Here is a 23292-nt window from a genome sequence, read left to right on the forward strand (position 1 = left end):
CCGCCTGACACCGCGGCGCCCAGGCTCGTGGCGTGACGGTTGGTGAGGCGGCGGCCCTCTTGCAGGTGTCGCCGGCTGCGGTGCGGAAGCGGGCCCGACGGGGCCAGCTGCCTGGTGCGGTCGTCCGAGGCAGGGACTGGCATGTCCCTGCCTCGGCGGTCGCCGCCGCTCTCGCCCGCCGGTCACAGCCGACCACCGCCGCTGAGAGGACCGCCGTCGCATGACCAGCACCGAGACCGCCGCCGAGACGTGGATCGACGTCGACGAGCGGCTCCGCGCCCAGGATGCGCGCGAGTACCAGGAGATCCAGCAGGAAGCCGAAGCCGCCGAGACCCAGCACGACGCCCTGTACCGGGAGCTGCTGCACGGCAGCGGCCAGGTGGACCCGCTGGAGATGGAGCGGGCCACCTCCCGCAAGCACATGGCCCACGTGCGGCTGATGGGCATCCAGAACCGGCAGCGGATCCGCCGCAACGAGGCCTCGGTGGCACACATGCCCGTCGTCGCCGACCGTGCCCGCGCCGTCGCCGCCACCCTGGACGGCGACGACAGCCGCCTCGAGCAGGCCCGTCGGAAGCTGGCCGCCGCGGTCGCCGAGCTGCGCGAGGTCGCCGGCGAGCACAACGCCGCCCTCACCGACCTGTTCGCCGAAGCCGCCGGCACCTTCACGGTGGCCGTCGCGGAGACGGTCGACGGCCGGGAGGTGTTCCAGTCCAAGCGGGTGCACGACGAGGTCGCCGGGGTCCGGGTCCGCTGGGACGGCATCGTGAACGGCGGCGGCGGCCGGGTCGCCGCGGTGATCGTGGATGGCACGTCGCTGGAGCCGCTGGCCGTGGACCGGATGATGCTGGCGGAGGTCGCCGACGCGTTGCCCGCAGCCCTGGCGGAGCCGGTGCGGCGGGTGCTGAACCCCTTCGGGCTGGTCGGGCGCAGCCAGTGAGCCGCGCGTTCACCCGCGCCCAGATCGACACGATGGGCCCGCAGGAGCTCGCGGCCAACGCGGACGCGATCAACGCGTGGGCCGCCGCTGGCGCCGTCGAGGGGCAGGCCCCGCCCACCCCGGCGACGACGTTCACCGTGGAGCAGTTGCAGGCCATGAGCGCCGAGGAGATGGCGGTCAACATCGACGCCGTCAACGCCTCCCTGCGCGGGCACGGGGCCGCCTGATGAGCACCATCCCCCTGCCCCCCGGCCTCTGGGAGCGGATACGTGCCGTCGTCCGCGACGAGGTCGGCAAGTTGCTGCGGTCGGGGTTCCTGCGGTCGGCGTCGATCGGCGAGGGCGGCCTGACCCTCCGGGGCGGGTTCCTGCGGCTGAAGCACGACGGCGACGGCGTGGAGACCTTCTACGTCGGCCCGGTGTCACCCGACCTGCCGGACGGCTCCAAGCAGCCCGGCGTGATCATCCGCCGCAACGACGGAACGATCGCGCTGCACCTGTACGACCCCATCCCCTCCGAGGGGGACTACAACCAGTTCCTCGCCTGGCGGGACCGGCAGGGCCATGTCGTGTTCTCCGACGACACCGATTCAGGGCAAGGCATCGCGCTGCCCTACATCCCGTTCGCCTTCTACCGGTCCCGCAACGAGGACTGGCCGGTGGTCACCTCCACCGCTTGGACGACGGTGTACCGGGCCAAGGGCCCCAAGCAGCAGCCGAAGCTGTACGTGGAGACCTGGGGGGCCAACAACACCGACGGTGCCACCGGTCAGGTGCGGGTCCTCGTGAACGGCACGGAACTGGCGACGCCCGGCGACACCGCGAGCGGGGTGGTGCGCGGCTTCAACTTCGGCCCCGCGGCCGTGTCCGGCGACCACCTGTCGACCCTGTCCATCGAGGTGCAGGCACGGATGGTGTCCGGTGCCGGCGGTGTGCAGGTGGGCGTGGGCACCGTCCAGGGACGCCAGTCGTGATGGTGCGCGCCGGCGGGCTGACGTTGCGCGCCCCCGACACCATGCCGGAGGCCGCGCGGCAGCACGTTCAGGAGCTTCAGGCGTTCACCGTGCTGGCCGACGTCGCTGTCGCAACCGGTCACGCCTCGGCGGACTTCTCCGCCGCCTGGCCGCACATCGCGGCCGTAGAGGTCATCACCTTCGGCCGGCGGCGCGCGGAGCGCCTGCGCCGATGCGGGAAGGCTGCACGGCTGGCCGCGCACCACCAGCTGGTGCAGGGCTGGGGCCAGGGTGTCCACACGACAGGAGCGCTCCCATGTCGCTGACGGTTGCCGAGCTCCGCGCCCAGTACTCAGTCGACGAGACGCCGCTGCAGCGCTCGCTGGCCGCGCTTCCGGGCATGGTCGGACGAGTCCGCCCGCCCGGCGTGAAGATCGACGGCGACGCCACCGGCGTGAACCTGGCCGTCGGGCAGGCGGAGAAGGGCGCCGGGCGACTCACCTCGGCGTTCCGCGGCGCCGCAGCGGGCATCGCCAGCGCCTTCGCGTTCGGGGCGGTCACCGACTTCATCGGCGGCACCATCAACGCCGCCTCCGACCTGTCCGAGACGGTCAACAAGTCCAACACGATCTTCGGGCAGAACGCGGCCGCGGTGAACGCCTGGGCCAGAGGGGCGGCCCGCAACATGGGCATGTCCCGGCAGGCGGCGCTGGAGTCCGCCGCCGGGTTCGGCAACATGTTCACCCAGATCGGCTACACCGGTGACCAGGCCGCGGACCTGTCGACCAAGGTCGTGCAGCTGGCCGCCGACTTCGGGTCGTTCAACAACCTGGACACCGCCGACGTGGCCGACCGCATGTCCGCGGCGTTCCGCGGCGAGTACGACTCTCTGCAGGCCCTCATCCCGAACATCAACGCCGCCCGTGTGGAGCAGGAAGCGCTGGCCGCGACCGGTAAGGAGGCGACGTCGGAGCTGACGGCGCAGGAGAAGGCCGCCGCCGTCCTCGCGATCATGCACAAGGACGGGGCGGCGGCGGTGGGCGACTTCGCCCGCACCTCCGGCAGCCTGGCCAACCAGCAGAAGTCCCTCTCCGGGCAGTGGCAGGACATGCAGGGGCAGCTCGGGGAGAAGCTGCTGCCGGCGCTGACCACCCTGTCCGGCTGGATGCTGGACACCGGCATTCCGGCGTTGCAGAGCTTCGGTGGCTGGATCAAGGACAACTCCAGCTGGCTGCTGCCCCTCGCCGGGGGCGTCCTCACCGTGGTCGGGGTGGTGAAGACGTGGACGGCCGCTCAGCTCCTGCTCAACGCCGCCATGAGGGCCAACCCGCTGGGCATCGTCATCACGGTCATCGCCGGGCTGGTGGCGGCGTTCGTCACCGCCTACCAGAACTCCGAGACGTTCCGGGACGTCGTCAACGGCGCCTTCGAGTCCGTGCAGAGCGTCGTCGGCAACGTCGTCGGGTTCCTCATCGACGGCTTCCGCATGATCCTCACGGTCTGGCTGACCATCGCAGACGGCATCGTGTCCGGTGCCGCGACCGCGTTCGGCTGGATCCCCGGCATCGGCGACAAGCTGGAGGCGGCCAACACCGCCTTCGACAACTTCAAGGACGGCATCCTCGCCGACCTGGACGAGGCCGCCCAGTCGGCGTACGGATTCGGGGAGAACACCGGCCGCAACGCCGCCCGGGGCCTGTCCTCCACCCAGCAGGAGGCTTTCAACGCGGGCCAGCAGGTCGCCGACGACATGGGCCGCGGTGTCGGCGCCGGCTCCGGCATGGCCTACAGCTCCGGCTACGGGGTGGGCGCCAACGCCGGGCAGGGACTGGTCGACGGCCTGCGGTCCAAGCAGTTCGCGGTGGCCAGGGAAGCGCAGGTGCTGGCGATCACGGCGGGCCGGCAGATGCAGGGCGGGCTGCAGGTCCGTTCCCCGTCGCGGTGGACGATGTGGATGGGTGAGATGCTCGGCGAGGGCCTCGTGCTCGGTATCCGCCGCAGCGAGGCCGAGGTCGTGCGGGCGATGGGCCACCTCACCGGGAGCATGACTGCACCGGTCGCCGCCGGTGCGTTCACGGTCCGCCCACCGGTCATGGTGGGTGGCGGGGTGGCTGGCGGGGCGCAGGCAGGGGCGGCCGCGGGTGGCGGGCTCGGCGGCTTCGACTCGATGGTCCGCGCGGACACGATCAACGTCATCGAGGGCACCCCCACCGACCTGGCGCGCCAGCTGAACCTCGAGGCCCGCAGCCGCGGGTTCTGACCTGACAGCCCATCACGGAAGGACTCGCACGTGAACCGCAAGCCGCACGACTTCGACGCCGCCTGGGCTGAGGAGGACGACGAGCCGATCGTCGTGAAGCTCCTCGACCGCGAGTGGCAGTGCAAACGCCCCTCCGAGGTGCCGGCGGCGCTGCTGCTGCGCCTGGACCGGCTGATGCTCGCCGCCACGGCCGGGGACGTCCCCGATGACCTGGTCATCGACGACAGCCTCTCGCCGGAGTCGATCCTGCGGCAGCTCGCCGGCGACACCAACGTCGACGCATGGCTGGCCGCGGGATTGTCCTATCGGCGGCTGTCTGCGGTGTCGCAGCACCTGAACTCCCGGTACCGCGGGCAGTCCACCGCAGCGGCCTGACCTGCCACATCCTGGCGGACCGTCACGTCGTGGACAAGGCCCCTTCCCTGCTGCGGCCCCCGGCCTGGACCCGCTCGGCCGCGTGCGCCGGCCTGGTCACCCGCGACCTGGACTTCTGGCACCCGCACGACGACCTGCCGGCCGCGAAGAAGGCCGTGCAGTTCGCGGTGGCTCGCCGCGTCTGCGCCGAATGCCCCGTCCGCCACCCCTGCGCGCTGGAGGCGCTGGAAGGCGCGATCCCGCACGGCATGTTCGGCGGCCTCGACCCGGCTGACCGGCGGCGTATCGCGGCGGGGTACGGCTACGAGAGACCGGGCGCAGCCGCTCATGGCACCTATGCCCGGTACGTCTCCTGCACGGCCGGGGACCGCGCGGGCAAGTGCGCCCCCTGCCGGGAGGCCAAGCGCCGGTACATGGAGGCCCGCCGCGCCCAGGACCTCGAGGTGCGAACGCCATTGGCCCGGAGGTCCGCGGATCCGCGGGCGAAGGTGCTGCGGGCGGTGCGGCGCGCCGACGAGCCGGTCACGGCTAGGGCGGTCTTCCGGGCCACCGGAGTCAAGGTGTCGCAGGTTCGGTCGATCGTGGCCGAGGCCGTCGCCGCCGGGGAACTGCCCCCAGGGCGCGTCGCCTGACGTTTCGTCACCCCCCGCTGCCAGAGTGCTCGGCATGGCGAACATCCTGCGATTCCAGCTCCACGGGCCCAGCTCCGAGCCCCTTCCGGTGGAGATCGAAGCGACCGACGAGGCGACGTCGGAGACCTGGCTCGAGCAGTTCGCGGCCTGGATGCGCACCGGGGAGGTCCGGGACCTGCCATTCGGCAGCGACGGTGGCGCCCGGATCAACTTCTCCCGGGTGTGGGCCGTGACCTACGAGCCGCCGGGGCAGGTCCACTTCTACTGAGGCTCGGCGCCGTCCCGCGGCCGGGCGTCGATCAAGTCAGCGGCCTGCATCAGCTCTTGGCCCAGCCGCCTCGCTTCCTCGGCCGGCAGCTGGAACGCCCAGTCGGAGGAGCGCCAGTCCTCGGCGAGGAAGATCACCGGATCGAGGCCGTCAGCCTGATCGTGGTACGGCGTCAGGACCAGACCCGTGTCGACCCCTGCAGCGATGGACACCCCGCGGGCTGCCGGGATGGTCTCGCCGGCGTGGTTGCCGTCGCAGGCGTCGTTGGTGCACCAGGGAGGGCAAGCGCGGCCGGTCACGCGCGGCAGGCTAGCCCTCCCTGGTGGGGGAGGCGAGGGGACCGGCGACCCGGGCGACAGGCATGAACGACGCCCAACACGGCCAGCGTCGTCGCCCGGGTGCTCACCTGCCGTTTCCGGCCGGCCCCTCAGCCGCCGCTCAGTGCTCGGAGCAGCCGCGCGCGCGGGGGGCGTCCGCTTCGTCCAGGCCGACCGTCAGGGCGTCCGCCGACCGCACCAAGTCCTCGTCGACCTGCTGCAGATCAAGGCGGCCGTCCTGGATGGCCACCAGGTGCGCCAGCGCCTCGGACAGGGCCCGGCGGCGGTCCTGCTCGGAGAGGCCCACCAGGATGCCGACGATGCCGAGCTCGGGGTAGGCCCGCCAGGCGCGGTCGTGGGCGAGGGTGGGCATCTCGACGACGAGCAGCGCCCCGACGCGGTACTGGTGGCAGGGGCGGTCGATAGTGTTGATCATGGGTCTCTTGTCCTTCCAGGGAGGGTGAGGGATCAAGGGCTCGTCCGGTGTTGACGCACCGGGCGGGCCCGTCTTGCATCTCCGACGGTAGTCGGACGCCTACAGACGGTCCGCAAGTGGGCTGCCGGAAGACGTCGTCGTCCCGGACAGCATGGCCAGCACGAGGCGGAAGGCCGAGGCCTCGCCGGCCGCCTGGGCGCCGGCCGACATGCCTGCCCACTGCTGTTTTAGCCGCTCGGCGCTGGTCAAGTTCCGGTCGATGGCTTCCACCAGCGAGCGCAGCGCCCACGCGGGCAGGTCCGCCGACGTGTCGACGGGGAACGCTTCCAGTCCGGCGCTCACAGGGTGCCGCCGAACGCCATGTAGAGGCCGGCGGCGGCGTTGATGCCGACGTAGAAGGTGAGGGCCGCGGAAACGACCAGGACGGTGCTGTACGCGCCTCGGACCGACGCGCGCAGGTGCGCGGCGAACTCAGAGCGGCAGAACCGCGCCCACCGGGTGCCGATGGGCAGACGCGGGCTCAGGAGTCGCGGCAGGGGACGGCTACGGTCGTTCACGGGTCTCTCGCCTCCATGCAGGTGAGGGATCAAGGGCCCGTCCGCAGTTGCCGCTGCGAGCGGGCCCGCCCTGTTCCTAGCGGGTGCCAGGGACAGTTCCTGTGCTGGCCGGGACCCCTGCCCGGTGCACGAGGAGAGCCTGACACTTGCGGTGCCGGTCGTCTTCCTGGTGCTGCCGGTCACCGTTCTCTTCGCCCTGTTCCCGGGGTTGATCAGCATCGTCTCGCTGTCGCAGTGAGCAGCGGACGAACGACAGGAAGGACGACGATGCGCGCACTCGCGTACCTCGACGCGGCGCTCACCTCGGTGGCGGCCCGCCTGCGGGGAGAGGACCCGGAGCGGGGCGACGTGCCCGGCTGGGTGATGGTGACGGTGATGACCGCGGCCCTGGTGCTGGGGATCCTGACGGTGTTCCAGGAGGCCGTCGTCACGGCGGTGCAGAACGCGCTGAACTCCGTCACCGGTGCCGGCTGAGCAGGAGGTCCGGGCGCGGGACGACGAGCGGGGCAGCGCCGTCGTCGACTTCGTCATGGTCTCGATGCTGATCATGACGCTGCTGCTGGCGGTGCTGCAGGTGGCGGTCTACGTGCACGTGCGCAACGTCGTCACGGCCGGCGCCCAGGAGGGTGCCCGGTACGCGGCCAACGCCGACGTCGACTCATCGGCGGGGGCCGGGCGCACCATCGAGATCGTCGCCCGGGCCACCTCGGAGCAGACGGCGCGGGGGCTGGCATGCACGTCGGGGGAGGAGCTCGACACTTCCGGCGCGACGCTGGTCGTGGTCCGCTGCTCGGGCTCGGTGCCCGCGCTGCTGGCGGTCCTGGGCAACCTGCTGCCGCTGGAGGTCACCGGCCGGGCGATGAAGGAGGCCGCGTGAGGTGGCTGCGCCGCCGGCTGGGCATGGTCGCCGGTGAGCGCGGGTCGGCTCTGGTGGAGTTCGTGTTCATCGCGCTGGTGGTGTTCGTGCCGCTGGTCTACGTCGTCGCGGGGTTCTCGGCGGTGCAGCGCGGGGTCTTCGCCTCGCAGGCGGCGGCGCGGGAGGCCGGGCGGGCGATGGGCACCGCCCCGGACCCGGTGACCGGGCACGAGCGGGCGCTGCGGGCCGCGCAGCTGGCGGTGGAGGACCAGTCGGTGGACCTGGCCGACCTGCGGGTGGCCTACGTGCCGGCGGGTGCGGGCTGCGACGCCGCGGGGGGCTACTCGCCGGCGCTGGTGCCCGGTGAGGAGTTCTCCGTCTGCGTGACCGTCACCGTGCGCATCCCGCTGCTGCCGGAGTTCGTCGACGCCAACACCGCGACCGGCCAGTTCGTCGTCGAGCGCGACCGCTACGTCGACCGCTGAACCGCCTGCGCGTGCCGCCCCGGTCACAGCCTCCGCGCCCGTCACTGCCGTCACGTGTCCGGCCGATCCTTCCGCAACTGCCGCGATCCGGTACCTACCGTGCCGGAATGCCTTCACGCCGCGTCCCGATGTTCCTCGCCGTGCTCCTGCTCGGAGGCGTCGGGCTGACCGGCTGCGGCGCGGAGACCGTCGACCTGCCGGACGTCGTGGGCCTGCCGCTCGACGAGGCGCACCGGGTGCTCGAGGAGCTCGGGTTCGAGGAGTTCGACGACCGCGATGCGTTCGAGGACCGGGCGATCTTGATGGACGCCAACTGGGTGGTGGTCGAGTCGCAGCCCGCACCCGGCGCGAGCGTCGCCGTCGACGAGACCGTCGCCCTGGAGGTCGGCAAGCGGGACGAGCGACGAGCCGTCGAACTCCTGCCCGCGAACTCGCCCGTGGCCGTGGAGTTCGCCGCGGAGGAGGCCCGCGCGCAGGCGGAGGAGGCCGCACGGCAGGCAGAGGACGCGGCGGCGGAGGCGGCTGCAGCTCGAGAGCGGGCCGCGCTGCTGAGCAGCTACGTCGACCGGGCCGACCCGATGCTCCGGCTGGCCACGAACGTGTACGCGGAGATCGACGCCGTGGCGCGGGGGATCCGGGCGGGCGAGTACGGGGCGGGCCAGTCGCTCGTCGTCAGCAAGACCGTGGCTGCGGCCGACCTGGCTCGACTGAGGGTGGCGGAGCTGGTCCCGCCGACCGGAAGTCGGCGAGCCGGCACCCACGAGGCCCTCACCGCCGCCGCGGCGAAGTGGGCCGACGCCGCACGCACGTTGCTCAGCGCGGACGGGGTGGGGCGGACCTCGTCCCTGGCCCGGTTCGACCAGGTCCGCGCCGAGGCCCAGGTCGCCTGGAACGACGCTCTGGCCGCCCTGTACCGGGAGACCGCCGTCACGCCACCTCTGCTTCCGTAGCCATTCGTCCCCGTTCCGCCCGCCTGACATCCCGGCCCGGGGGACGGGGACTCTCGACCCTCGTGCAGGGGTCCCGCCGGGAGCAGCCTGGGAGCGGGTCCGGAGAGGACCCGTCCGGGCGCCGGCCGGCGCCCGTCGGTCCTGCACAGGGAGCGGTCATGAGCGTCCACGCACACCACCCCGGCCTCGTTCCGCCGTCCGCCGCCCAGGAGCCGCCGGCGACCGAGCGCCCCGTGGAGAAGCAGGCGGCGGAGGACCACGCCTGGCTGCTGGGCCTCGGGGTGCTCGCCGCGGTGGTGCTGGTCTTCACCGCCATGGTGGTGCTCACGATGCTCGCCGGCGGGGACGGCTACGTGCGGTGAGCCACCGCCGCTGACCCCGCCCCCAGCGCGAGAGGGTGATTCCCATACCCGTGGAGGCCGCGGCGGGCCGGCCGCACGCGGGTCGGGGATCTGGCCGACGGCTCCGGTGCCGCCGGGCAGGGCGGCGCCCGTCGCCCGGGGAGCGGGGCGTGGTCACGGACGGTCAGGTCGTGCACACCAGGTTCGCCCGGTCGGGTGGAGCAGCTGCCTCGAGACAGGTGGCGAGCCCTACGTTGAGCGACGTGTTCGCCGGCAGGTCCGTGTCCGTGGGTCTGCTCGCCGTCCTCTGCTGCCTGGCCGCCTGCGCCTCCGACGCGGCCCCGCCCCCGGCCGCAGTGGCGCCGGGTGCGCTCCCCGGCTACACGCCCCCGGCGGGAGCGCCCGACCTCTGCGCCGGCGTCGCCGGGTCCCGGCACTTCCTCGACATCCCGGTGGCCATGGGCCGGCTCGCCTCCGGCGTCGCCGTGGTGGACGGGCGGAGCCACCTCGCCGCGGCCCGTGGCGAGCTGCGAGGGCTGGTCGCCGACATGCCCGTCGACGAGGACCCGGAGTTGCGCGCGGCGGCCGATCGGGTGCTGACCGCGCTGCTCGCGGTCCTCGACCCACCGCTCACCGAGGAGGCCCGGACCGCGGTGCTGGCGAGCATGGACGACTTCGTCGCGCGGCTGCAGTCGACCTGCCGGTTCCCGGCGTGAGGCGGCTCGCCGGGAGCGCGCTCGCACTCGCCGTCTGCGCGGGCGTGCTCGGCACCCCCTCGGTCGCGACCGCGGCGCCCGCCCCGGGGCTGTGCGCCCCGGACCCTGCACGCGGTGCGGTGCCGGCCGACTTCGTGCTCGACGCCTGCGTGGAGGCCGGTGGGATCGTGCTGCGCAACTCCCTCGCCGTCCCGGTCACCGTGCGCTGGAGCGGCGACGTCGGTGCACCGGAGCGGCGCGTCGCCGCCGACGATGCCACCGCAGCCGTCCTGCGCCGCCTGCCGGACGCGTTCGTGCTCGCGCCCGGGGACGTCGCGTGGTGGCCGCGGGGCGCCGGTGCAGGGGAACTCGTCGTGGGCCCGCTCGACCCGGTCGCCCCGGTCGTGTCCGCGCTCCGGTCGCTGCTCCCGCGCCTCGGCGAGGACGAGGCGGCCGCCCAGCAGGTCCTGGCCGAGCTCTCCGTCGACATCGGTGCCGCCGTCACCGCGCGCGTCGCGTGCAGCGAGGGGAAGAGCGTCATCGAACGGGTCGCCTGCGACCTGCACGCCGCGGACGCCATCGCCCGCGCCCTCGCCGGTGGGATCCCCGGGGACGCCGTGCGGGCCGTCACCGAGCACGTGCTGCAGCCGGCGCGGTGGGACACCTGGGCGTCGGCGGCCGAGGAGGCGCGGGCGGCCGTCGACCGCGGGCAGCGGCAGCTGAGCCACGGCGCTGCCCCGCCACCGCCACCTCCGGCGGCTCCCGCACCGGCTCCTGCACCGGCTCCCGCCACCCGGCCTGCACCGGCTCCTGCGCCGGCCTCTGCCACCCGGCCGGCGCCGAACCGGGCCCCGGCACCCGCGCCCGTCCCGGCACCGGCGCCAGTCCCTGTGCCGGTTCCCGTGCCCGTGCCCGCGCCGCCCCCGGTGCCGCCGGCGGCCGACCCGCGGGAGGAGTTCCGGCGCTGGCTGCAGGAGCTCGCCGAGGAGGTCGACCGGTTCCGTGACGGCGCACGCGAGTGGCGCGAGCAGCACGGGCACCGCGGACGCGGCCGGGACGACTGACCGGCCCGGCCGGCCGTGCGGTCAGGCGCCCCGTTCGACCTCGGCCTGCACCACGCCCCGCACCGCGCGCAGCAGCGATTCGTCGGACGTGTCGCCGTTCGAGAGGGCGGTGCGGGCCTGGTCGTCCAGCAGGCTCCCGTCCACCGACTCGAGCCAGGTCACGTCACTCCCGACGCGGCGCCCGACCCGCAGGCCCTCGCCCTCGGGGGCCACCACGTAGTCGTCGCCGTCCAGCTGGATCGTCATCTCGTCGCTCATGCCGGTCCCCCTACCCCCGTGGCCCCCGGTTCCACGCAGGGCGGCGCTCCACGGGCAGGATCCGGGCATGGACGAGGAGTTCTGCGAGGTCGTGGTCACCGCCGCGGACGCCGACTGGCTGGCCGGCTGCACCCGCACGCTGGTCGAGGAGCGCCTGGCCGCCTGCGGGCAGCACATCGCCCCGATCCGGTCGGTGTACCGCTGGCAGGGGGCGGTGCACGACGAGCCGGAGGCGCGCGTGGCCCTGCACACCCGCCGGGACCTGCTGCCCCGGATCGTGGCGCGCACCCGCGAGCTGCACCCCTACGAGGTGCCGTGCGTCATCGCCCTCCCGCTGGTCGGTGGCGACCCCGACTACCTGCGGTGGATCGACGAGGAGACGCGGCGGCCCTGACCGGCCGGTTGCCGGTCCCCCCTTCCCGGGTACTGCGGCGCGATCGGCTCGACCCGCGCACCCTTCCTGCCGATGCAGACGGGGAACGGCGGACGGTGCCCCGCGACGCGGCGGAGAGGGATGTGACGACGACACCTGGCGAGCGCGAGCTGCCCCTGGACGTGCGCCGCAGCACGGGCTCCTCGGGCCGGGACGCCGCCCTCGTGGAGGCGGTGCTCGACGCCCTCGCGTCGCCCACCGTGCTGCTCGACCCGGCCGGCCGGGTCGTCCTGGCCAACTCGGCGTGGACCGCGGCGGGGGTGGAGCGGCAGGCGCCGATCCTCCCGGGCGCGGACTACCACGCGCTGGCCCTGGCGCTCCGGGACGACGAGGACGCCCGCCGGCTGGTGCGGGAGCTGCGGGAACTGGCCGACGGCGAGCGCACCGAGGTGTCGGTCGACCGCTCCGTACCGGACCCCACGGGCGCGGCCACGAGCTGGTTCCACGTGCAGGGCTCGCGCATCGACCAGGTGGGCCACGTCGTCGTCACCCACGTCGACATCACCGCCCGCGTGCTGGCCGAGAAGGCCTCCGCCTGGCAGGCCCGCCACGACTCGCTCACCGAGCTGCCCAACCGCACCCACCTGCACGAGCTCATCGACGCCGAGCTGCGCCGCCCCGGCCGCCCCGCCGTCGCCGTGCTGTTCCTCGACGTCGACGGCTTCAAGGACGTCAACGACTCCCTCGGCCACGAGGTGGGCGACGAGCTGCTGCGCCAGCTGGCGGGGCGGCTGCTCGCCGTCACCCGCGGCCAGGACACCGTGGGGCGGCTCGGCGGCGACGAGTTCGTCGTCCTCTCCCGCGACTGCGAGGCCGACGGCGCCGAACTGCTGGCGCAGCGCTGCCAGGCCACCTTCGAGCAGCCCTTCGACCTCGGCGGCCGGACGCACCGGCTGAGCGCCAGCATCGGCATCGCCGCGGTCCCGGCCGGCTCACCCGCCGAGGTGCGCTCGACGGATCTCGTCCGGGACGCCGACCTGGCGATGTACGCGGCCAAGGCCGCCGGGCGCAACCGGGTGCGGGTGTTCAGCCCCGAGCTGCGGGACAGCGTGCAGCGCAAGGTGCAGCTCGCCTCGGAACTGCGGGACGCCATCGCCGACGGCGGGCTCACGCTGCACTACCAGCCGGTCGTCGAGGTGGCGACGGGGCGCGTCACCGGCGTCGAGGCCCTCGTGCGCTGGCAGCACCCCGAGCGCGGGTGGATCGGGCCGTGCGAATTCGTGCCGGTGGCCGAGCAGCACGACCTGGTCATCCCGCTGACCCGCTGGGTGCTCGGCGAGGCCTGCCGGCAGACCGCGGCGTGGCGTGACGACGGCGTCCCCGTCGTCACCGGGGTCAACATCAGCGCCGTCCACCTGGTGACGGGCACGCTCGTCGACGACGTCCTCACCGCCCTGCAGGGCGCCGGCCTGGATCCCCGCCAGCTGGTGGTGGAGCTGACCGAGACCAGCGCCGCCGAGGACCCGGCCCGGGCGGCGCAGCAGTTCCGGCGGCTGCGCGAGCTGGGCGTGGAGTCCTGGATCGACGACTTCGGCAGCGGCTTCTCCTCGCTGGGCCGGCTGGTCGCCATCCCCGCGGGCGTGCTGAAGATCGACCGCAGCCTCGTCACCGGCGCCGACGGGCCCGCCGGTGCCGCGATCGCCGCGGTGGTCGGGCTCGCCCAGGGGTGCGGCATGCGCAGCCTGGCCGAAGGCGTGGAGACGGCCGGGCAGCTGCGGCGGGTCGTCGACCTGGGCTGCTCGTACGCCCAGGGGTTCCACCTCGGCCGGCCGATGCCGGCCGAGGAGTTCCTCGGGTGGATGCGCGCCAACGGCGGACGGCTGGACCTCTCGGCCGGCTGAGGCGAGCCGGGTCGAGCCGGGCCACCGGACGTCGAGCCGCGCCGTGACGCGGCTGGACGTCCGGTGGTGCGGTCGGACGTGTCCTCTCCGCGCACCACAGGGGTCGCGCAGCACCGCTGCCGTCCGCTCCGCCGGCTGAGGCGTCCCCGCCCTCCTGTGGCACCGGCCACAACCCTCCGGTCGCCCGCTCGTTGTGCCCGGCGAGCGAGCGCGCGAGGGTGCGCCCCGGCCCGAGGAGAGACGCGCCATGCAGAGGCTGCTGACCGCACTGACCGCCGCGCTGGCCGCCGTCGTGCTGACCGGTGGCGCCGCCACGGCCGCGCCGGCCCCGACGACGGGGGAGTACGCCCCGCTGGACCAGCGCGGCCCGGCGCTCTCGGTTCCGCAGACCGACCTGCGGGCGAGCCTCACCTGCAACGGCTCCCTGCGCGGGCTGCGGCAGGACCCGATCCTGCTCGTGCCCGGCACCACGATGGACCCCTACGTCGGGTTCGACTGGAACTACATGCGGGCCTTCGACCAGCGCGGGTGGCGCTGGTGCGCGGTGACCCTGCCCCTCGACGCCACCGGCGACATCCAGGTGGCCGGGGAACACCTCGTGCACGCCATCCGCACGATGAGCCAGCAGGCCCGTCGCGACGTCGACGTCGTCGGCTGGAGCCAGGGCGGGATGGTGCCGCGCTGGGCGCTGCGCTTCTGGCCGGACACCCGGGAGCTCGTCGACGACCTCGTGGGCCTCTCCCCGTCCAACCACGGCACGGTGCTCGCCGACGCGTCCTGCAGCACCGGCCCGTGCACGCCGGCCAACCACCAGCAGGCCTCGCAGTCGCAGTTCCTGCGCGCGCTCAACAGCGGGGCGGAGACCTTCGCCGGCGTCGACTACACCGTCGCCTACACCGCCGCCGACGAGATCGTCGTCCCGAACACCCCGCCGGTCGCCAGCTCGGCGCTGCGCACCGGTGACGGCCGGATCGCCAACATCGCAACGCAGGAGGTCTGCCCGGCCAACGCCGCCGACCACTTCGCGATCGGCAGCTACGACCCGGTCGGCTACGCGATCGTGGTCGACGCGCTCACCCACGACGGACCAGCGGTGCGCGGGCGCATCCCGCTGACCACCTGCGCCCAGGTGTTCCACCCGGGGGTGGACCCGGCCACCTTCTCGGCCGACCACGCGGCCTTCGTCGGGTACGCGCTCGACAGCGAGGGGAACGCCCCCGAGGTCGACGACGAGCCGGCGCTGGCGCCCTACGTGTACGCCCGCCGCTGACCCCGACGGGCGCGGGCCGGCATCAGCCGGGTTCGCCCCGTGCCTTGCGGCGCACGATGATCACCAGGTCGACGGCGGCGACCGCGGCGAGCACGAGCAGGACGACGCCGGGCCAGGTCGGGAGGTCCTCGACGGCCAGCCAGCCCAGCCCCGCGAGCAGGCAGAAGACGAGGCCGAAGCCGGCGAGGACCAGGCGCAGGGTGAGCGCCGAGCGGGCCGGGCGCGCCCCGGCGAAGCCGGCCGTGGGGTCGTGGTGGTCGGGCAGGCCGCGCTCGTAGTCCTCCCGCGAGCGGGGTCGGTCAGGTTCGCTCATGGCACGCCTGCCTACCCGTAGCGGGGGCGCACTACCCTGGGTCGACGTGGCCGCTGACTTCTCCGTCGTCCTGGACGAACTCGACACGACCCTGACGTCGATCGAGGCCGTCCTCGACGTCGACCGACTCCGCCGCGAGGTGGCCGAGCTCGAGCTCCAGGCGGCCGCCCCGGACCTCTGGGACGACGTCGAGGCCGCGCAGGCGCTGACCTCCAAGCTCTCCTACATGCAGGGCGACGTGCGCCGGGTCGAGGAGCTGCGGAGCCGGCTCGAGGACGTCGGGCTGCTGCACGAGATGGCCGCCGAGGAGAACGACGACGCCACGACCGCCGAGACCGAGCGGGAGCTGGAGAGCCTCCGCAAGGCGATCGACGAGCTCGAGGTGCGCACCCTGCTCTCCGGTGAGTACGACTCCCGCGAGGCGCTGGTGACGATCCGCTCCGAGGCCGGCGGCGTCGACGCGGCCGACTTCGCCGAGATGCTCATGCGCATGTACCTGCGCTGGGCCGAGCGCCACAAGTACCCCACCGAGGTGCTCGACATCAGCTACGCGGAGGAGGCCGGCATCAAGTCGGCCACCTTCTCGGTCAAGGTGCCCTACGCCTACGGCACCCTCTCGGTCGAGCAGGGCACCCACCGGCTCGTGCGCATCTCGCCGTTCGACAACCAGGGCCGCCGGCAGACGTCGTTCGCCGGCGTCGAGGTGCTGCCCGTCGTCGAGCAGACCGACCACGTCGACATCCCCGAGAACGAGATCCGGGTCGACGTCTTCCGCTCCTCGGGCCCCGGTGGGCAGAGCGTGAACACCACCGACTCCGCCGTCCGGATGACGCACATCCCCACCGGCATCGTGGTCTCCTGCCAGAACGAGAAGAGCCAGATCCAGAACCGCGCCGCGGCCCTGCGCGTCCTCCAGGCCCGGCTGCTCGTGGTCCGCCAGCAGGAGCAGAAGGCGGAGATGGACGCGCTCAAGGGCGAGGGCAGCAGCTGGGGCAACCAGATGCGCTCCTACGTGCTGCACCCCTACCAGATGGTCAAGGACCTGCGCACCGAGCAGGAGACCGGCAACACGACAGCGGTGCTCGACGGCGACATCGACGCCTTCATCGAGGCCGGCATCCGGTGGCGCCGTCAGCAGGAGGCCGTGCCGTCGTCCTGACCCGGCCTGTCCCCTGAGCCGGCGTGCCTCGCTGGTCGGGGGCTCCGGACCCGTCATCCCCATCACAGGAAACTGACAGTTCCTGGGTTTGACGAGGCCAGCGGGGCGGGCAAGACGACGTGCTGCGCGCGTTCCTCCCGGAACGGCGCATCCCGGGTCGCGGGGCAGGTACCGTGGCGCCTCGTGATCGAACTGCAACACGTCACCAAGCTGTACCCGGCCAGCGGCCGGCCTGCCCTCGACGACGTCTCCACGGAGATCGAGAAGGGCGAGTTCGTCTTCCTCATCGGGTCGTCGGGGTCGGGCAAGTCGACCTTCCTGCGGCTGCTGCTGAAGGAGGAGGACCCGACGTCGGGCACGATCACGGTGAACGGCCAGACGCTGGGCACGCTCAGCAAGTGGAAGGTGCCCAAGCTCCGCCGCACCATGGGCTGCGTCTTCCAGGACTTCCGCCTGCTGCGCAACCGCACGGTGGCGCAGAACGTCGCGTTCGCCCTCGAGGTCATCAACAAGCCGCACCGCACCATCAAGCGGGTCGTCCCCGAGGTGCTGGAGATGGTCGGGCTCGAGGGGAAGGCCAACCGGCTGCCCGGTGAGCTCTCCGGTGGTGAGCAGCAGCGGGTCGCGATCGCCCGCGCGTTCGTCAACCGGCCGCTGGTGCTCCTGGCCGACGAGCCGACCGGCAACCTCGACCCGGAGACCAGCGAGGGCATCATGCTGCTGCTCGAGCGGATCAACCGGACCGGCACCACGGTGCTGATGGCGACGCACGACTACCACATCGTCGACTCCATGCGGCGCCGCGTCATCGAGCTCAACGGGGGAGTCCTCACCCGCGACCAGTCGCGCGGTGTCTACGGCGTGGGCCGCTAGCAGCGCCCGCCGCACCACCGCCGACCGCGTCCGAACGCACTCCACGACAGGGAATCCATGCGCGTCAACTTCGTGCTCTCCGAGGTGGCCACCGGGCTTCGTCGCAACCTGACCATGACGGTCGCGATGATCCTGACGACGGCCATCTCGCTCGGTCTCATGGGCACCGGCCTGCTCATCGCCGGGATGATCTCCGAGATGAAGGAGATCTACTACGACAAGGTCCAGGTCTCCATCTTCCTCGCCGACGACGTCACCGACGAGCAGCGGCAGGCGATCCAGGGCGAGCTGGAGTCCTCCGAGGAGGTCGCGAGCTTCCTCTACGAGTCGCGCGAGGAGGCGTACGCGCGCTTCCAGCAGCAGTTCAGCCAGCAGCCCGAGCTGGTGGCGAACACCCCGCCGGACGCGCTCCCGGAGAGCTTCCGCGTCGAGCTGGTCAACCCCGAGCGCTACGAGGTCATCGCCGCCCAGTTCCCCAACGGCGTGGACGGTGTCGACCAGGTGCGCGACGAGGGCGAGTTCCTCGACCGGCTGTTCAGCCTGCTCAACGGCGCGCGCAACGCGACGATCGCCGTCGCGGTGGTGCAGGCGCTCGCGGCCCTGCTGCTGATCTCCAACACGATCCAGCTGGCGGCGTTCAACCGGCGCAACGAGACGAACATCATGCGGCTGGTCGGCGCCTCCCGCTGGTACACCCAGCTGCCGTTCATCCTCGAGGCGGCGATCGCCGGTCTCATCGGTGGCCTGCTCGCCGCGGGCGGCCTGATCCTGACCAAGGTGCTCTTCATCGACCGCACCCTCTCCGGTCCGATCCGGGCGGGGATCATCCCGCAGGTCGAGTGGGACGCGATCATCACCAACAGCGTGGTCGTCTCCGGTGTCGGCGTCGCCCTGGCCGGCATCGCCGCCTACGTGACGCTGCGGCTGTACGTAAGGCTCTGACACTGTCGTCCTCCGGACGACACCGCGGCCAGGTGCCGTCCCCCAGCGGCGTGGAGCCCTTCCCGGGCCTCGTCGTGGAGGCCTCCGGCCGCCACTCCTCGAACCGCCTCGCAGGGCGGCCTGAGTGAGGATGTGGCATAACCTCTTCTCATGCCGCGGGAACAGGGGCGCAAGTTCATCGCCCAGAACAAGAAGGCGCGGCACGACTACTCGATCCTCGACACCTACGAGGTGGGCCTGGTGCTCACCGGCACCGAGGTGAAGAGCCTGCGGGCCGGCCGTGCCTCGCTCGTCGACGGGTTCGCCTCGATCGACGACGGCGAGGTGTGGCTGCAGCACGTGCACATCCCCGAGTACACCCAGGGCACCTGGACCAACCACGCCCCGCGCCGCAAGCGCAAGGTGCTCATGCACCGCGAGGAGATCGACAAGCTGATGGGCAAGACCCGCGAGGGCGGCCTGACGCTGGTGCCGCTGGACCTGTACTTCAAGGACGGCAAGGTCAAGGCCACCCTCGCCCTCGCCAAGGGCAAGAAGTCCTACGACAAGCGGCACGACCTCGCCGAGCGCGACTCGCGCCGGGAGATCCAGAAGGCGTTCGGCCGCTACGTGAAGGGTCGTCGCTGACAGCCGGTCGAGCGGCTCGGAACACCCGGCCGGCGCGGCGACGCCGACGGGCCGCGCATACGGTGAGCCCATGAGAGGCATCGCCTACGACCGGTTCGGCGGGGTCGACGTACTGCGGCTGCGGGACGACCTGCCCGAGCCGCCCGTCGGCCCCGACACCGTGCTGGTGCGCACTCGCGCCGCCGGGGTCAACCCGGTCGACATCGGCATCCGCGAGGGCAACCTGGCCGGGAACTTCGGTCACCACTTCCCGATCGTGCCGGGCTGGGACCTCGCCGGCGTCGTCGAGGCCGTCGGCCCCGCCGTCGTCGACTTCGCTCCCGGCGACGAGGTGTTCGGCTACCTGCGCCGCGACGACGTCCAGTGGGGGACGGCGGCCGAGCTGGTGCCGGCCCCGCAGCGCTGCCTGGCGCACAAGCCGGAGTCGCTGTCGTTCACCGAGGCCGGGGGCGTGCCGCTGGCCGGGCTGACCGCCTACCAGGCGCTCACCGAGGCGCTGGCCGTCGGCGAGGGCGACCGGCTGCTCGTGCACCGGGCTGCCGGCGGCGTCGGCTTCTTCGCCGTGCAGATCGCCGTCGCCCTCGGCGCGCACGTCATCGGCACCGCGAGCCCCCGCAACCACGGCTTCCTCGCCGAGGCCGGCTGCGCCGAGGTGCTCGACTACTCGGCCGGCACGATCAGCGGGCAGCTCTCCGAGCCCGTCGACGCCGTCCTGGACCTCAACGGCGGGGACACGCTGGCCGACGCGCCGGAGCAGGTCCGCGACGTCTCCCGGATCGCCAGCGTGGTGGACCCCTCGGTCAACGGGATGGGCGGGCGCTACGTGTTCGTGCGCCCGGAGCGGCACGACCTGGAGGAGCTCGCCCGGATGGCCGACGCCGGCCAGCTGCGGGTCGCCGTCGCCAGGGCGTTCCCGCTGGAGCAGACCGCGCAGGCCCACGAGCTCGTCGCGGGCGGGCACGTGCGCGGCAAGGTCGTCGTCACCCTCTGATGACGGTCCAGCCACCGGTCGACGACGGCGACGTCCCGCGGTACTGGCGCGAGCTGGGGCTGCCCGGGCTGGTGGACGTGCACGTGCACGTCCTGCCCGAGCGGGTGCAGGCGAAGGTCTGGCAGTACTTCGAGGCGGCCGGCACGCACTACGGCGCGGAGTGGCCGGTTGCCTACCGGCTGCCCGAGGAGGAGCGCCTCGCCGTCCTGGCGCGGCTGGGGGTCCGCGCCTTCCCGACGCTGCCCTACCCGCACAAGCCCGGCATGGCCGCCTGGCTCAACGAGTGGTCGGCCGGGTTCGCCGCGGGGCGCCCGCAGGTGCTGCAGTCGGCCACCTTCTACCCCGAGCCGGGTGTCACGGGCTACGTGGCCGAGGCGCTCGACCGGGGTGCCCGGGTGTTCAAGGTGCACGTGCAGGTGGGTGCCTTCGACCCGCGGGACCGGCTGCTCGACGACGTCTGGGCGCGGCTGGAGGAGACCGGCACGCCGGTGGTCATCCACTGCGGCTCGGGGCCGCTGGCCGGCGAGCACACCGGCCCGGCACCGATGAGCGGCCTGCTCGAGCGGTTCCCGCGGCTGCAGCTGGTGATCGCCCACCTGGGCATGCCCGAGTACCGGGAGTTCCTCGGCCTCGCCGAGCGCTACGAGCGGGTGCACCTGGACACCACCATGTTCGCCACCGACTTCACCGAGCGGCTGATGCCCTTCGACCGGGCCGACCTCCCGCGGCTGGCGGCGCTGCGCGACAAGGTGCTCCTCGGCAGCGACTTCCCGTCCATCCCGTACCCCTACGCCCACCAGCTCGCCGCGCTGCACCGGCTCGGGCTGGGGGAGGAGTGGATCCGCGCGGTCCTGTGGCGCAACGGCGCCCGGCTGTTCACGATCGAGGCGTGACCCCGAGCGCCCGGCTGACCGCGACCGTCCTCGGCACCCCGGACCCGCAGGGGCTTGCCCGCTTCTACCAGCGCCTGCTGGGCTGGCCGATCCGCGACGACGACCCGCAGTGGAGCACGCTGCGGCCCGAGGACGGCGGCCCCGGGTTGTCCTTCCAGCGGGAGGACGACCACGTCCCGCCGGTGTGGCCGCCCGAGCCCGGTACCCAGCAGATGCAGCTGCACCTCGACCTCCAGGTCGACGACCTCGACGCCGCCTCGGCGGTCGCGGAGGAGGCCGGTGCGCGCCGGGTCGGCGGGCACACCGACGCGCGGGAGGACGTCCGCGTCTTCACCGACCCCGCCGGCCACCCGTTCTGCCTGTTCGTGCGGCTGTAGAAAACCGCTCGTCCCGTAGCGGGCGGCTGCCTACCCTCTGGACCGTGCCCGCGCTGCCCGCCGTCCCCGACGCCCTCACCGTCCGCCCGCTGAGCCCCGATGACGCCACGGCGGTGGCCGAGCTCCTGGGCGCGGCCGAGGCGCTCGACGACACGGGGGAGTTCCCCGACGCCGACGACATCGCCGAGGAGTGGACCGGCTGGGGTGTCGACCCCGCGCGCGACGGGGTCGCCGTCACCGCTGCGGACGGCGCGCTCGCCGCCTATGCGGTGGTCTCCGCGAGCCCCACCTTCCGCGGCTCCTACCGGATCCACCTCGACGGCCGGGTGCACCCCGACCGGCGCGGCCGGGGCATCGGGGCGGCGCTGCTGGGCTGGGAGCTCGCCCGAGGCACGGAGGTGCACGCCGAGCGGCACCCGGAGGTCCCCGCCCAGCTGGTGGTGAGCGTCACGGGCACCCAGTCGGGGCTGGAGCGGCTCGTCGAGCGCAGCGGGCTGACGGCGGAGCGCTGGTACCGCACCATGGAGCGCCCGCTCACCGACCTGCCGGAGGCACGCGAGGTCCCGGGCGTGCAGTTCGTGCCGTTCTCCTGGGGCCGCGACGACGAGGTGCGGCGCGCGCACAACGCGGCGTTCACCGAGCACCACGGGTCCAGCGAGCGCGACGCCGAATCGTGGCAGCGGCTGTTCACCGGCAGCCGCGCCTTCCGCCCCGACCTCTCCGTGCTCGCGGTCGCCGACGGCGCCGTGGCCGGCTACCTCCTGGCCTACGTGTACGAGGCCGACACCCGGGCGCGCGGCTACCGGGAGGTGGTGCTCGGCCAGATCGGCGTGCTGTCCGGGGCCCGCGGCCGCGGCCTGGCGTCGGCGATGATCGGCGAGAGCCTGCGCGCGGCCGCGGCGCAGGACTGCCGCACGGCCGCCCTCGACGTCGACAGCGACAACGTCACCGGGGCGCTGCGGCTCTACGAGAGCCTCGGCTTCGGCACCGTGCGGACCCGCGTGGCGTGGTCCCTGCCACTGCCGCCGGTGGCCGCTGGCTAGGGTGCGCCCATGGTCAGCGCCGAGCAGCCCGAGCCCGCCTTCGACCCCGCCCTCGTGGGCCGCGCCCACCGCGCGATCGACCCGCTGCACTCGCAGCTCTACTTCGCGCCGGAGCAGGACGAGCACCTCGGCGCCCTCGGGCTGCGCACGGGCCGGATGGTCTACTTCGCCGGCCGGGCGGCCGCGATGGGCGCCGTCGGCGCCGGCGTCGTGACGGCCACCTTCTACAACTTCGCCCCGTCGCTGGTGGCGCACATGATCCCGCGCGCCTGGACGCTGGCCACGCCGGAGCAGGTGCTCGCCGCCCGCCTGGACGCGGCACGCGCGTCGCTCACCCGGCTGCTCGGCGAGGAGATCGCCGGATCGCCCGAGGTGGCCGAGCTCGCCGGGCTGCTGCGCGAGGCGTGCGCCGATCTCAGCGCGGAGGGCCGCCCGCTGTTCGCCGGGCACGCCGACCTGCCGTGGCCCGAGGAGCCGCTGCTGGCGCTGTGGCACGGCACCACCCTGCTGCGCGAGCACCGCGGGGACGGGCACGTCGCCGTCCTGGTGCACGCCGGGCTGACCGGGCTGGAGGCCCTGATCACCCACTGCGCGACCGGCCGCGGGTTCACCGTGCCCGCGGCCAAGGCGACCCGCGGGTGGAGCGACGAGCAGTGGGACGCCGCGTGCGCCGCGCTGGCCGAGCGCGGCCTGCTCGACGACGCCGGCCTGACCGAGGAGGGTGAGGAGCTGCGCGCCCGCATCGAGGTGCAGACCGATGCGCTCGCCGCGGATCCGTGGCTGCAGCTGGGAGCGGAGAAGACCGCGCGGGTGGTCGAGCTCGGCAAGGGCCTGTCGCGCGTGATCACCGCCAACGGCGCCTTCGGCCAGGGCATCTTCGGCCGCTGACCCGGCGCCCGGCCCCTGCAGGGACCGCCGCGAGCGTGCGAGCGGTGGGGAGCAGGGGCTGCTGGTCGACCTGGTGCTCGGCGTCGCGGGCTGACCCCCGGGAACCGCCCCCTCACCCGTGTGGGCGATCGCACGCCCGGCTCCCCGCGCTCGGCGTGGGACGATGGTCGACGGCCGAGAACACGTGGGCGGAGGCGCCCGGACCGGGGAGGCGGACGTCGTGCGCAGCGAACCTCCCAGTACCGATCCCCAGGTC

Annotated in this window: 34 protein-coding genes; 28 read left to right on the top strand and 6 right to left on the bottom strand. The window is 73.5% G+C overall.

The genetic code is table 11. The annotated features are described in order from the left end of the window. Positions 1-32 precede the first annotated feature (32 nt). From QOZ88_RS23225 to QOZ88_RS19360, 9 genes are read left to right on the top strand one after another with little or no spacing between them, the layout of a single operon-like run. Positions 33-224 (top strand): helix-turn-helix domain-containing protein, encoded by a 192-nt coding sequence (locus QOZ88_RS23225; protein ID WP_406568237.1) that lies wholly within the window; start codon positions 33-35, stop codon positions 222-224. Continuing rightward, on the top strand, positions 221-940 hold the full coding sequence (locus QOZ88_RS19325) for a hypothetical protein (protein WP_306001333.1): 720 nt from the start codon (positions 221-223) through the stop codon (positions 938-940). Before QOZ88_RS23225 ends, QOZ88_RS19325 begins: the two co-directional genes overlap by 4 nt. Then, entirely contained in the window at positions 937-1167 is a 231-nt protein-coding gene (locus QOZ88_RS19330; protein WP_306001334.1) for a hypothetical protein, read from the top strand. The genes QOZ88_RS19325 and QOZ88_RS19330 overlap by 4 nt, the downstream gene beginning before the upstream one ends. Then, positions 1167-1913: a hypothetical protein gene (locus QOZ88_RS19335; protein ID WP_306001335.1), complete on the top strand. Its 747-nt coding sequence runs from the start codon at positions 1167-1169 to the stop codon at positions 1911-1913. Before QOZ88_RS19330 ends, QOZ88_RS19335 begins: the two co-directional genes overlap by 1 nt. Then, entirely contained in the window at positions 1910-2218 is a 309-nt protein-coding gene (locus tag QOZ88_RS19340) for a hypothetical protein (RefSeq protein WP_306001336.1), read from the top strand. Before QOZ88_RS19335 ends, QOZ88_RS19340 begins: the two co-directional genes overlap by 4 nt. Next, the gene (locus QOZ88_RS19345; RefSeq protein WP_306001337.1) at positions 2209-4152 is read left to right on the top strand and encodes a phage tail tape measure protein; all 1944 of its coding nucleotides are present in this window, start codon (positions 2209-2211) and stop codon (positions 4150-4152) included. Before QOZ88_RS19340 ends, QOZ88_RS19345 begins: the two co-directional genes overlap by 10 nt. 30 nt (positions 4153-4182) lie before the next feature. Further along, positions 4183-4527, top strand: coding sequence for a hypothetical protein (locus tag QOZ88_RS19350; protein WP_306001338.1), 345 nt, complete (start codon positions 4183-4185; stop codon positions 4525-4527). Between the two features lie 29 nt (positions 4528-4556). Next, entirely contained in the window at positions 4557-5159 is a 603-nt protein-coding gene (locus tag QOZ88_RS19355; RefSeq protein ID WP_306001339.1) for a WhiB family transcriptional regulator, read from the top strand. 34 nt (positions 5160-5193) lie between these two features. Further along, positions 5194-5427, top strand: a complete 234-nt coding sequence (locus QOZ88_RS19360; RefSeq protein WP_306001340.1) for a hypothetical protein — start codon at positions 5194-5196, stop codon at positions 5425-5427. Here QOZ88_RS19360 and QOZ88_RS19365 read toward each other — a convergent pair. From QOZ88_RS19365 to QOZ88_RS19380, 4 genes are all read right to left on the bottom strand, one after another. Further along, on the bottom strand, positions 5421-5726 hold the full coding sequence (locus QOZ88_RS19365; protein WP_306001341.1) for a hypothetical protein: 306 nt from the start codon (positions 5724-5726) through the stop codon (positions 5421-5423). The two genes, QOZ88_RS19360 and QOZ88_RS19365, sit on opposite strands and share 7 nt — an antisense overlap. Before the next feature lie 139 nt (positions 5727-5865). Next, the gene (locus QOZ88_RS19370) at positions 5866-6180 is read right to left on the bottom strand and encodes a hypothetical protein (RefSeq protein WP_306001342.1); all 315 of its coding nucleotides are present in this window, start codon (positions 6178-6180) and stop codon (positions 5866-5868) included. A gap of 99 nt (positions 6181-6279) precedes the next feature. Further along, entirely contained in the window at positions 6280-6522 is a 243-nt protein-coding gene (locus QOZ88_RS19375; protein WP_306001343.1) for a hypothetical protein, read from the bottom strand. Continuing rightward, positions 6519-6737: a hypothetical protein gene (locus tag QOZ88_RS19380; RefSeq protein ID WP_306001344.1), complete on the bottom strand. Its 219-nt coding sequence runs from the start codon at positions 6735-6737 to the stop codon at positions 6519-6521. The genes QOZ88_RS19375 and QOZ88_RS19380 overlap by 4 nt, the downstream gene beginning before the upstream one ends. A 267-nt stretch (positions 6738-7004) precedes the next feature. Here QOZ88_RS19380 and QOZ88_RS19385 point away from each other — a divergent pair, with 267 nt between their 5' ends. From QOZ88_RS19385 to QOZ88_RS19415, 7 genes are all read left to right on the top strand, one after another. Further along, the gene (locus QOZ88_RS19385) at positions 7005-7211 is read left to right on the top strand and encodes a hypothetical protein (protein WP_306001345.1); all 207 of its coding nucleotides are present in this window, start codon (positions 7005-7007) and stop codon (positions 7209-7211) included. After that, complete coding sequence (locus QOZ88_RS19390) at positions 7201-7614, top strand: TadE family protein (RefSeq protein ID WP_306001346.1); 414 nt, start codon at positions 7201-7203, stop codon at positions 7612-7614. The genes QOZ88_RS19385 and QOZ88_RS19390 overlap by 11 nt, the downstream gene beginning before the upstream one ends. Next, complete coding sequence (locus QOZ88_RS19395) at positions 7611-8078, top strand: hypothetical protein (RefSeq protein ID WP_306001347.1); 468 nt, start codon at positions 7611-7613, stop codon at positions 8076-8078. Before QOZ88_RS19390 ends, QOZ88_RS19395 begins: the two co-directional genes overlap by 4 nt. Before the next feature lie 107 nt (positions 8079-8185). After that, positions 8186-9028, top strand: coding sequence for a PASTA domain-containing protein (locus QOZ88_RS19400; protein WP_306001348.1), 843 nt, complete (start codon positions 8186-8188; stop codon positions 9026-9028). A 158-nt stretch (positions 9029-9186) separates the two neighbouring features. Continuing rightward, positions 9187-9390 carry a hypothetical protein gene (locus tag QOZ88_RS19405; RefSeq protein ID WP_306001349.1) on the top strand — a complete coding sequence of 68 codons (204 nt, stop codon included), beginning with the start codon at positions 9187-9189 and terminating at the stop codon, positions 9388-9390. A gap of 242 nt (positions 9391-9632) precedes the next feature. After that, entirely contained in the window at positions 9633-10085 is a 453-nt protein-coding gene (locus tag QOZ88_RS19410) for a hypothetical protein (protein ID WP_306001350.1), read from the top strand. Then, on the top strand, positions 10082-11128 hold the full coding sequence (locus tag QOZ88_RS19415) for a hypothetical protein (RefSeq protein ID WP_306001351.1): 1047 nt from the start codon (positions 10082-10084) through the stop codon (positions 11126-11128). The genes QOZ88_RS19410 and QOZ88_RS19415 overlap by 4 nt, the downstream gene beginning before the upstream one ends. Before the next feature lie 21 nt (positions 11129-11149). Here the strand turns inward: QOZ88_RS19415 and QOZ88_RS19420 are convergent, their stop codons facing one another. Further along, positions 11150-11386: a hypothetical protein gene (locus tag QOZ88_RS19420; RefSeq protein ID WP_306001352.1), complete on the bottom strand. Its 237-nt coding sequence runs from the start codon at positions 11384-11386 to the stop codon at positions 11150-11152. A gap of 67 nt (positions 11387-11453) precedes the next feature. Between QOZ88_RS19420 and cutA the strand changes: the two genes are divergently transcribed. The 3 genes from cutA (at position 11454) to QOZ88_RS19435 (ending at position 14930) form a co-directional block, all read left to right on the top strand. Further along, positions 11454-11780 (top strand): divalent-cation tolerance protein CutA, encoded by a 327-nt coding sequence (gene cutA / locus QOZ88_RS19425; protein WP_306001353.1) that lies wholly within the window; start codon positions 11454-11456, stop codon positions 11778-11780. A gap of 122 nt (positions 11781-11902) precedes the next feature. Beyond that, on the top strand, positions 11903-13660 hold the full coding sequence (locus QOZ88_RS19430) for a putative bifunctional diguanylate cyclase/phosphodiesterase (RefSeq protein WP_306001354.1): 1758 nt from the start codon (positions 11903-11905) through the stop codon (positions 13658-13660). A 247-nt stretch (positions 13661-13907) separates the two neighbouring features. Continuing rightward, positions 13908-14930 (top strand): lipase family alpha/beta hydrolase, encoded by a 1023-nt coding sequence (locus tag QOZ88_RS19435; protein ID WP_306001355.1) that lies wholly within the window; start codon positions 13908-13910, stop codon positions 14928-14930. Positions 14931-14952: 22 nt separating this feature from the next. Here QOZ88_RS19435 and QOZ88_RS19440 read toward each other — a convergent pair whose 3' ends face one another. Continuing rightward, entirely contained in the window at positions 14953-15243 is a 291-nt protein-coding gene (locus QOZ88_RS19440; RefSeq protein WP_306001356.1) for a DUF6343 family protein, read from the bottom strand. Between the two features lie 46 nt (positions 15244-15289). Here QOZ88_RS19440 and prfB point away from each other — a divergent pair, with 46 nt between their 5' ends. The 9 genes from prfB (at position 15290) to QOZ88_RS19485 (ending at position 23036) form a co-directional block, all read left to right on the top strand. Next, a complete protein-coding gene (gene prfB / locus QOZ88_RS19445; protein WP_306001357.1) occupies positions 15290-16402 on the top strand; it encodes a peptide chain release factor 2 in 1113 nt (370 codons plus the stop codon). A 183-nt stretch (positions 16403-16585) separates the two neighbouring features. Continuing rightward, entirely contained in the window at positions 16586-17275 is a 690-nt protein-coding gene (gene ftsE, locus QOZ88_RS19450) for a cell division ATP-binding protein FtsE (protein WP_091930003.1), read from the top strand. A 57-nt stretch (positions 17276-17332) separates the two neighbouring features. Next, positions 17333-18217: a permease-like cell division protein FtsX gene (gene ftsX, locus QOZ88_RS19455; RefSeq protein WP_306001358.1), complete on the top strand. Its 885-nt coding sequence runs from the start codon at positions 17333-17335 to the stop codon at positions 18215-18217. Positions 18218-18367: 150 nt separating this feature from the next. Beyond that, positions 18368-18844 (top strand): SsrA-binding protein SmpB, encoded by a 477-nt coding sequence (gene smpB / locus QOZ88_RS19460; RefSeq protein ID WP_091930005.1) that lies wholly within the window; start codon positions 18368-18370, stop codon positions 18842-18844. 70 nt (positions 18845-18914) lie between these two features. Beyond that, on the top strand, positions 18915-19835 hold the full coding sequence (locus tag QOZ88_RS19465) for an NADP-dependent oxidoreductase (RefSeq protein ID WP_306001359.1): 921 nt from the start codon (positions 18915-18917) through the stop codon (positions 19833-19835). Continuing rightward, positions 19835-20728 carry an amidohydrolase family protein gene (locus QOZ88_RS19470; protein WP_306001360.1) on the top strand — a complete coding sequence of 298 codons (894 nt, stop codon included), beginning with the start codon at positions 19835-19837 and terminating at the stop codon, positions 20726-20728. The genes QOZ88_RS19465 and QOZ88_RS19470 overlap by 1 nt, the downstream gene beginning before the upstream one ends. Beyond that, positions 20725-21105, top strand: coding sequence for a VOC family protein (locus tag QOZ88_RS19475; RefSeq protein ID WP_306001361.1), 381 nt, complete (start codon positions 20725-20727; stop codon positions 21103-21105). The genes QOZ88_RS19470 and QOZ88_RS19475 overlap by 4 nt, the downstream gene beginning before the upstream one ends. A 44-nt stretch (positions 21106-21149) precedes the next feature. Then, positions 21150-22148 carry a GNAT family N-acetyltransferase gene (locus QOZ88_RS19480; protein WP_306001362.1) on the top strand — a complete coding sequence of 333 codons (999 nt, stop codon included), beginning with the start codon at positions 21150-21152 and terminating at the stop codon, positions 22146-22148. 9 nt (positions 22149-22157) lie between these two features. Further along, the gene (locus tag QOZ88_RS19485; RefSeq protein ID WP_306001363.1) at positions 22158-23036 is read left to right on the top strand and encodes an SCO6745 family protein; all 879 of its coding nucleotides are present in this window, start codon (positions 22158-22160) and stop codon (positions 23034-23036) included. The last annotated feature ends 256 nt before the right edge of the window (positions 23037-23292 follow it).

Origin of the sequence: Blastococcus carthaginiensis (assembly GCF_030731085.1) — a bacterium.
GTDB classification, from domain to species: domain Bacteria; phylum Actinomycetota; class Actinomycetes; order Mycobacteriales; family Geodermatophilaceae; genus Blastococcus; species Blastococcus carthaginiensis.

Bases quoted from the DNA above. Each gene is read 5' to 3' on its own strand.
- QOZ88_RS19325 (WP_306001333.1), top strand. From the start codon at position 221: ATGACCAGCACCGAGACCGCCGCCGAGACGTGGATCGACGTCGACGAG.
- QOZ88_RS19335 (WP_306001335.1), top strand. From the start codon at position 1,167: ATGAGCACCATCCCCCTGCCCCCCGGCCTCTGGGAGCGGATACGTGCC.
- QOZ88_RS19345 (WP_306001337.1), top strand. From the start codon at position 2,209: ATGTCGCTGACGGTTGCCGAGCTCCGCGCCCAGTACTCAGTCGACGAG.
- QOZ88_RS19360 (WP_306001340.1), top strand. From the start codon at position 5,194: ATGGCGAACATCCTGCGATTCCAGCTCCACGGGCCCAGCTCCGAGCCC.
- QOZ88_RS19370 (WP_306001342.1), bottom strand. From the start codon at position 6,180: ATGATCAACACTATCGACCGCCCCTGCCACCAGTACCGCGTCGGGGCG.
- QOZ88_RS19385 (WP_306001345.1), top strand. From the start codon at position 7,005: ATGCGCGCACTCGCGTACCTCGACGCGGCGCTCACCTCGGTGGCGGCC.
- QOZ88_RS19400 (WP_306001348.1), top strand. From the start codon at position 8,186: ATGCCTTCACGCCGCGTCCCGATGTTCCTCGCCGTGCTCCTGCTCGGA.
- QOZ88_RS19405 (WP_306001349.1), top strand. From the start codon at position 9,187: ATGAGCGTCCACGCACACCACCCCGGCCTCGTTCCGCCGTCCGCCGCC.
- QOZ88_RS19420 (WP_306001352.1), bottom strand. From the start codon at position 11,386: ATGAGCGACGAGATGACGATCCAGCTGGACGGCGACGACTACGTGGTG.
- cutA (WP_306001353.1), top strand. From the start codon at position 11,454: ATGGACGAGGAGTTCTGCGAGGTCGTGGTCACCGCCGCGGACGCCGAC.
- QOZ88_RS19435 (WP_306001355.1), top strand. From the start codon at position 13,908: ATGCAGAGGCTGCTGACCGCACTGACCGCCGCGCTGGCCGCCGTCGTG.
- QOZ88_RS19440 (WP_306001356.1), bottom strand. From the start codon at position 15,243: ATGAGCGAACCTGACCGACCCCGCTCGCGGGAGGACTACGAGCGCGGC.
- ftsX (WP_306001358.1), top strand. From the start codon at position 17,333: ATGCGCGTCAACTTCGTGCTCTCCGAGGTGGCCACCGGGCTTCGTCGC.
- smpB (WP_091930005.1), top strand. From the start codon at position 18,368: ATGCCGCGGGAACAGGGGCGCAAGTTCATCGCCCAGAACAAGAAGGCG.
- QOZ88_RS19465 (WP_306001359.1), top strand. From the start codon at position 18,915: ATGAGAGGCATCGCCTACGACCGGTTCGGCGGGGTCGACGTACTGCGG.
- QOZ88_RS19470 (WP_306001360.1), top strand. From the start codon at position 19,835: ATGACGGTCCAGCCACCGGTCGACGACGGCGACGTCCCGCGGTACTGG.
- QOZ88_RS19485 (WP_306001363.1), top strand. From the start codon at position 22,158: ATGGTCAGCGCCGAGCAGCCCGAGCCCGCCTTCGACCCCGCCCTCGTG.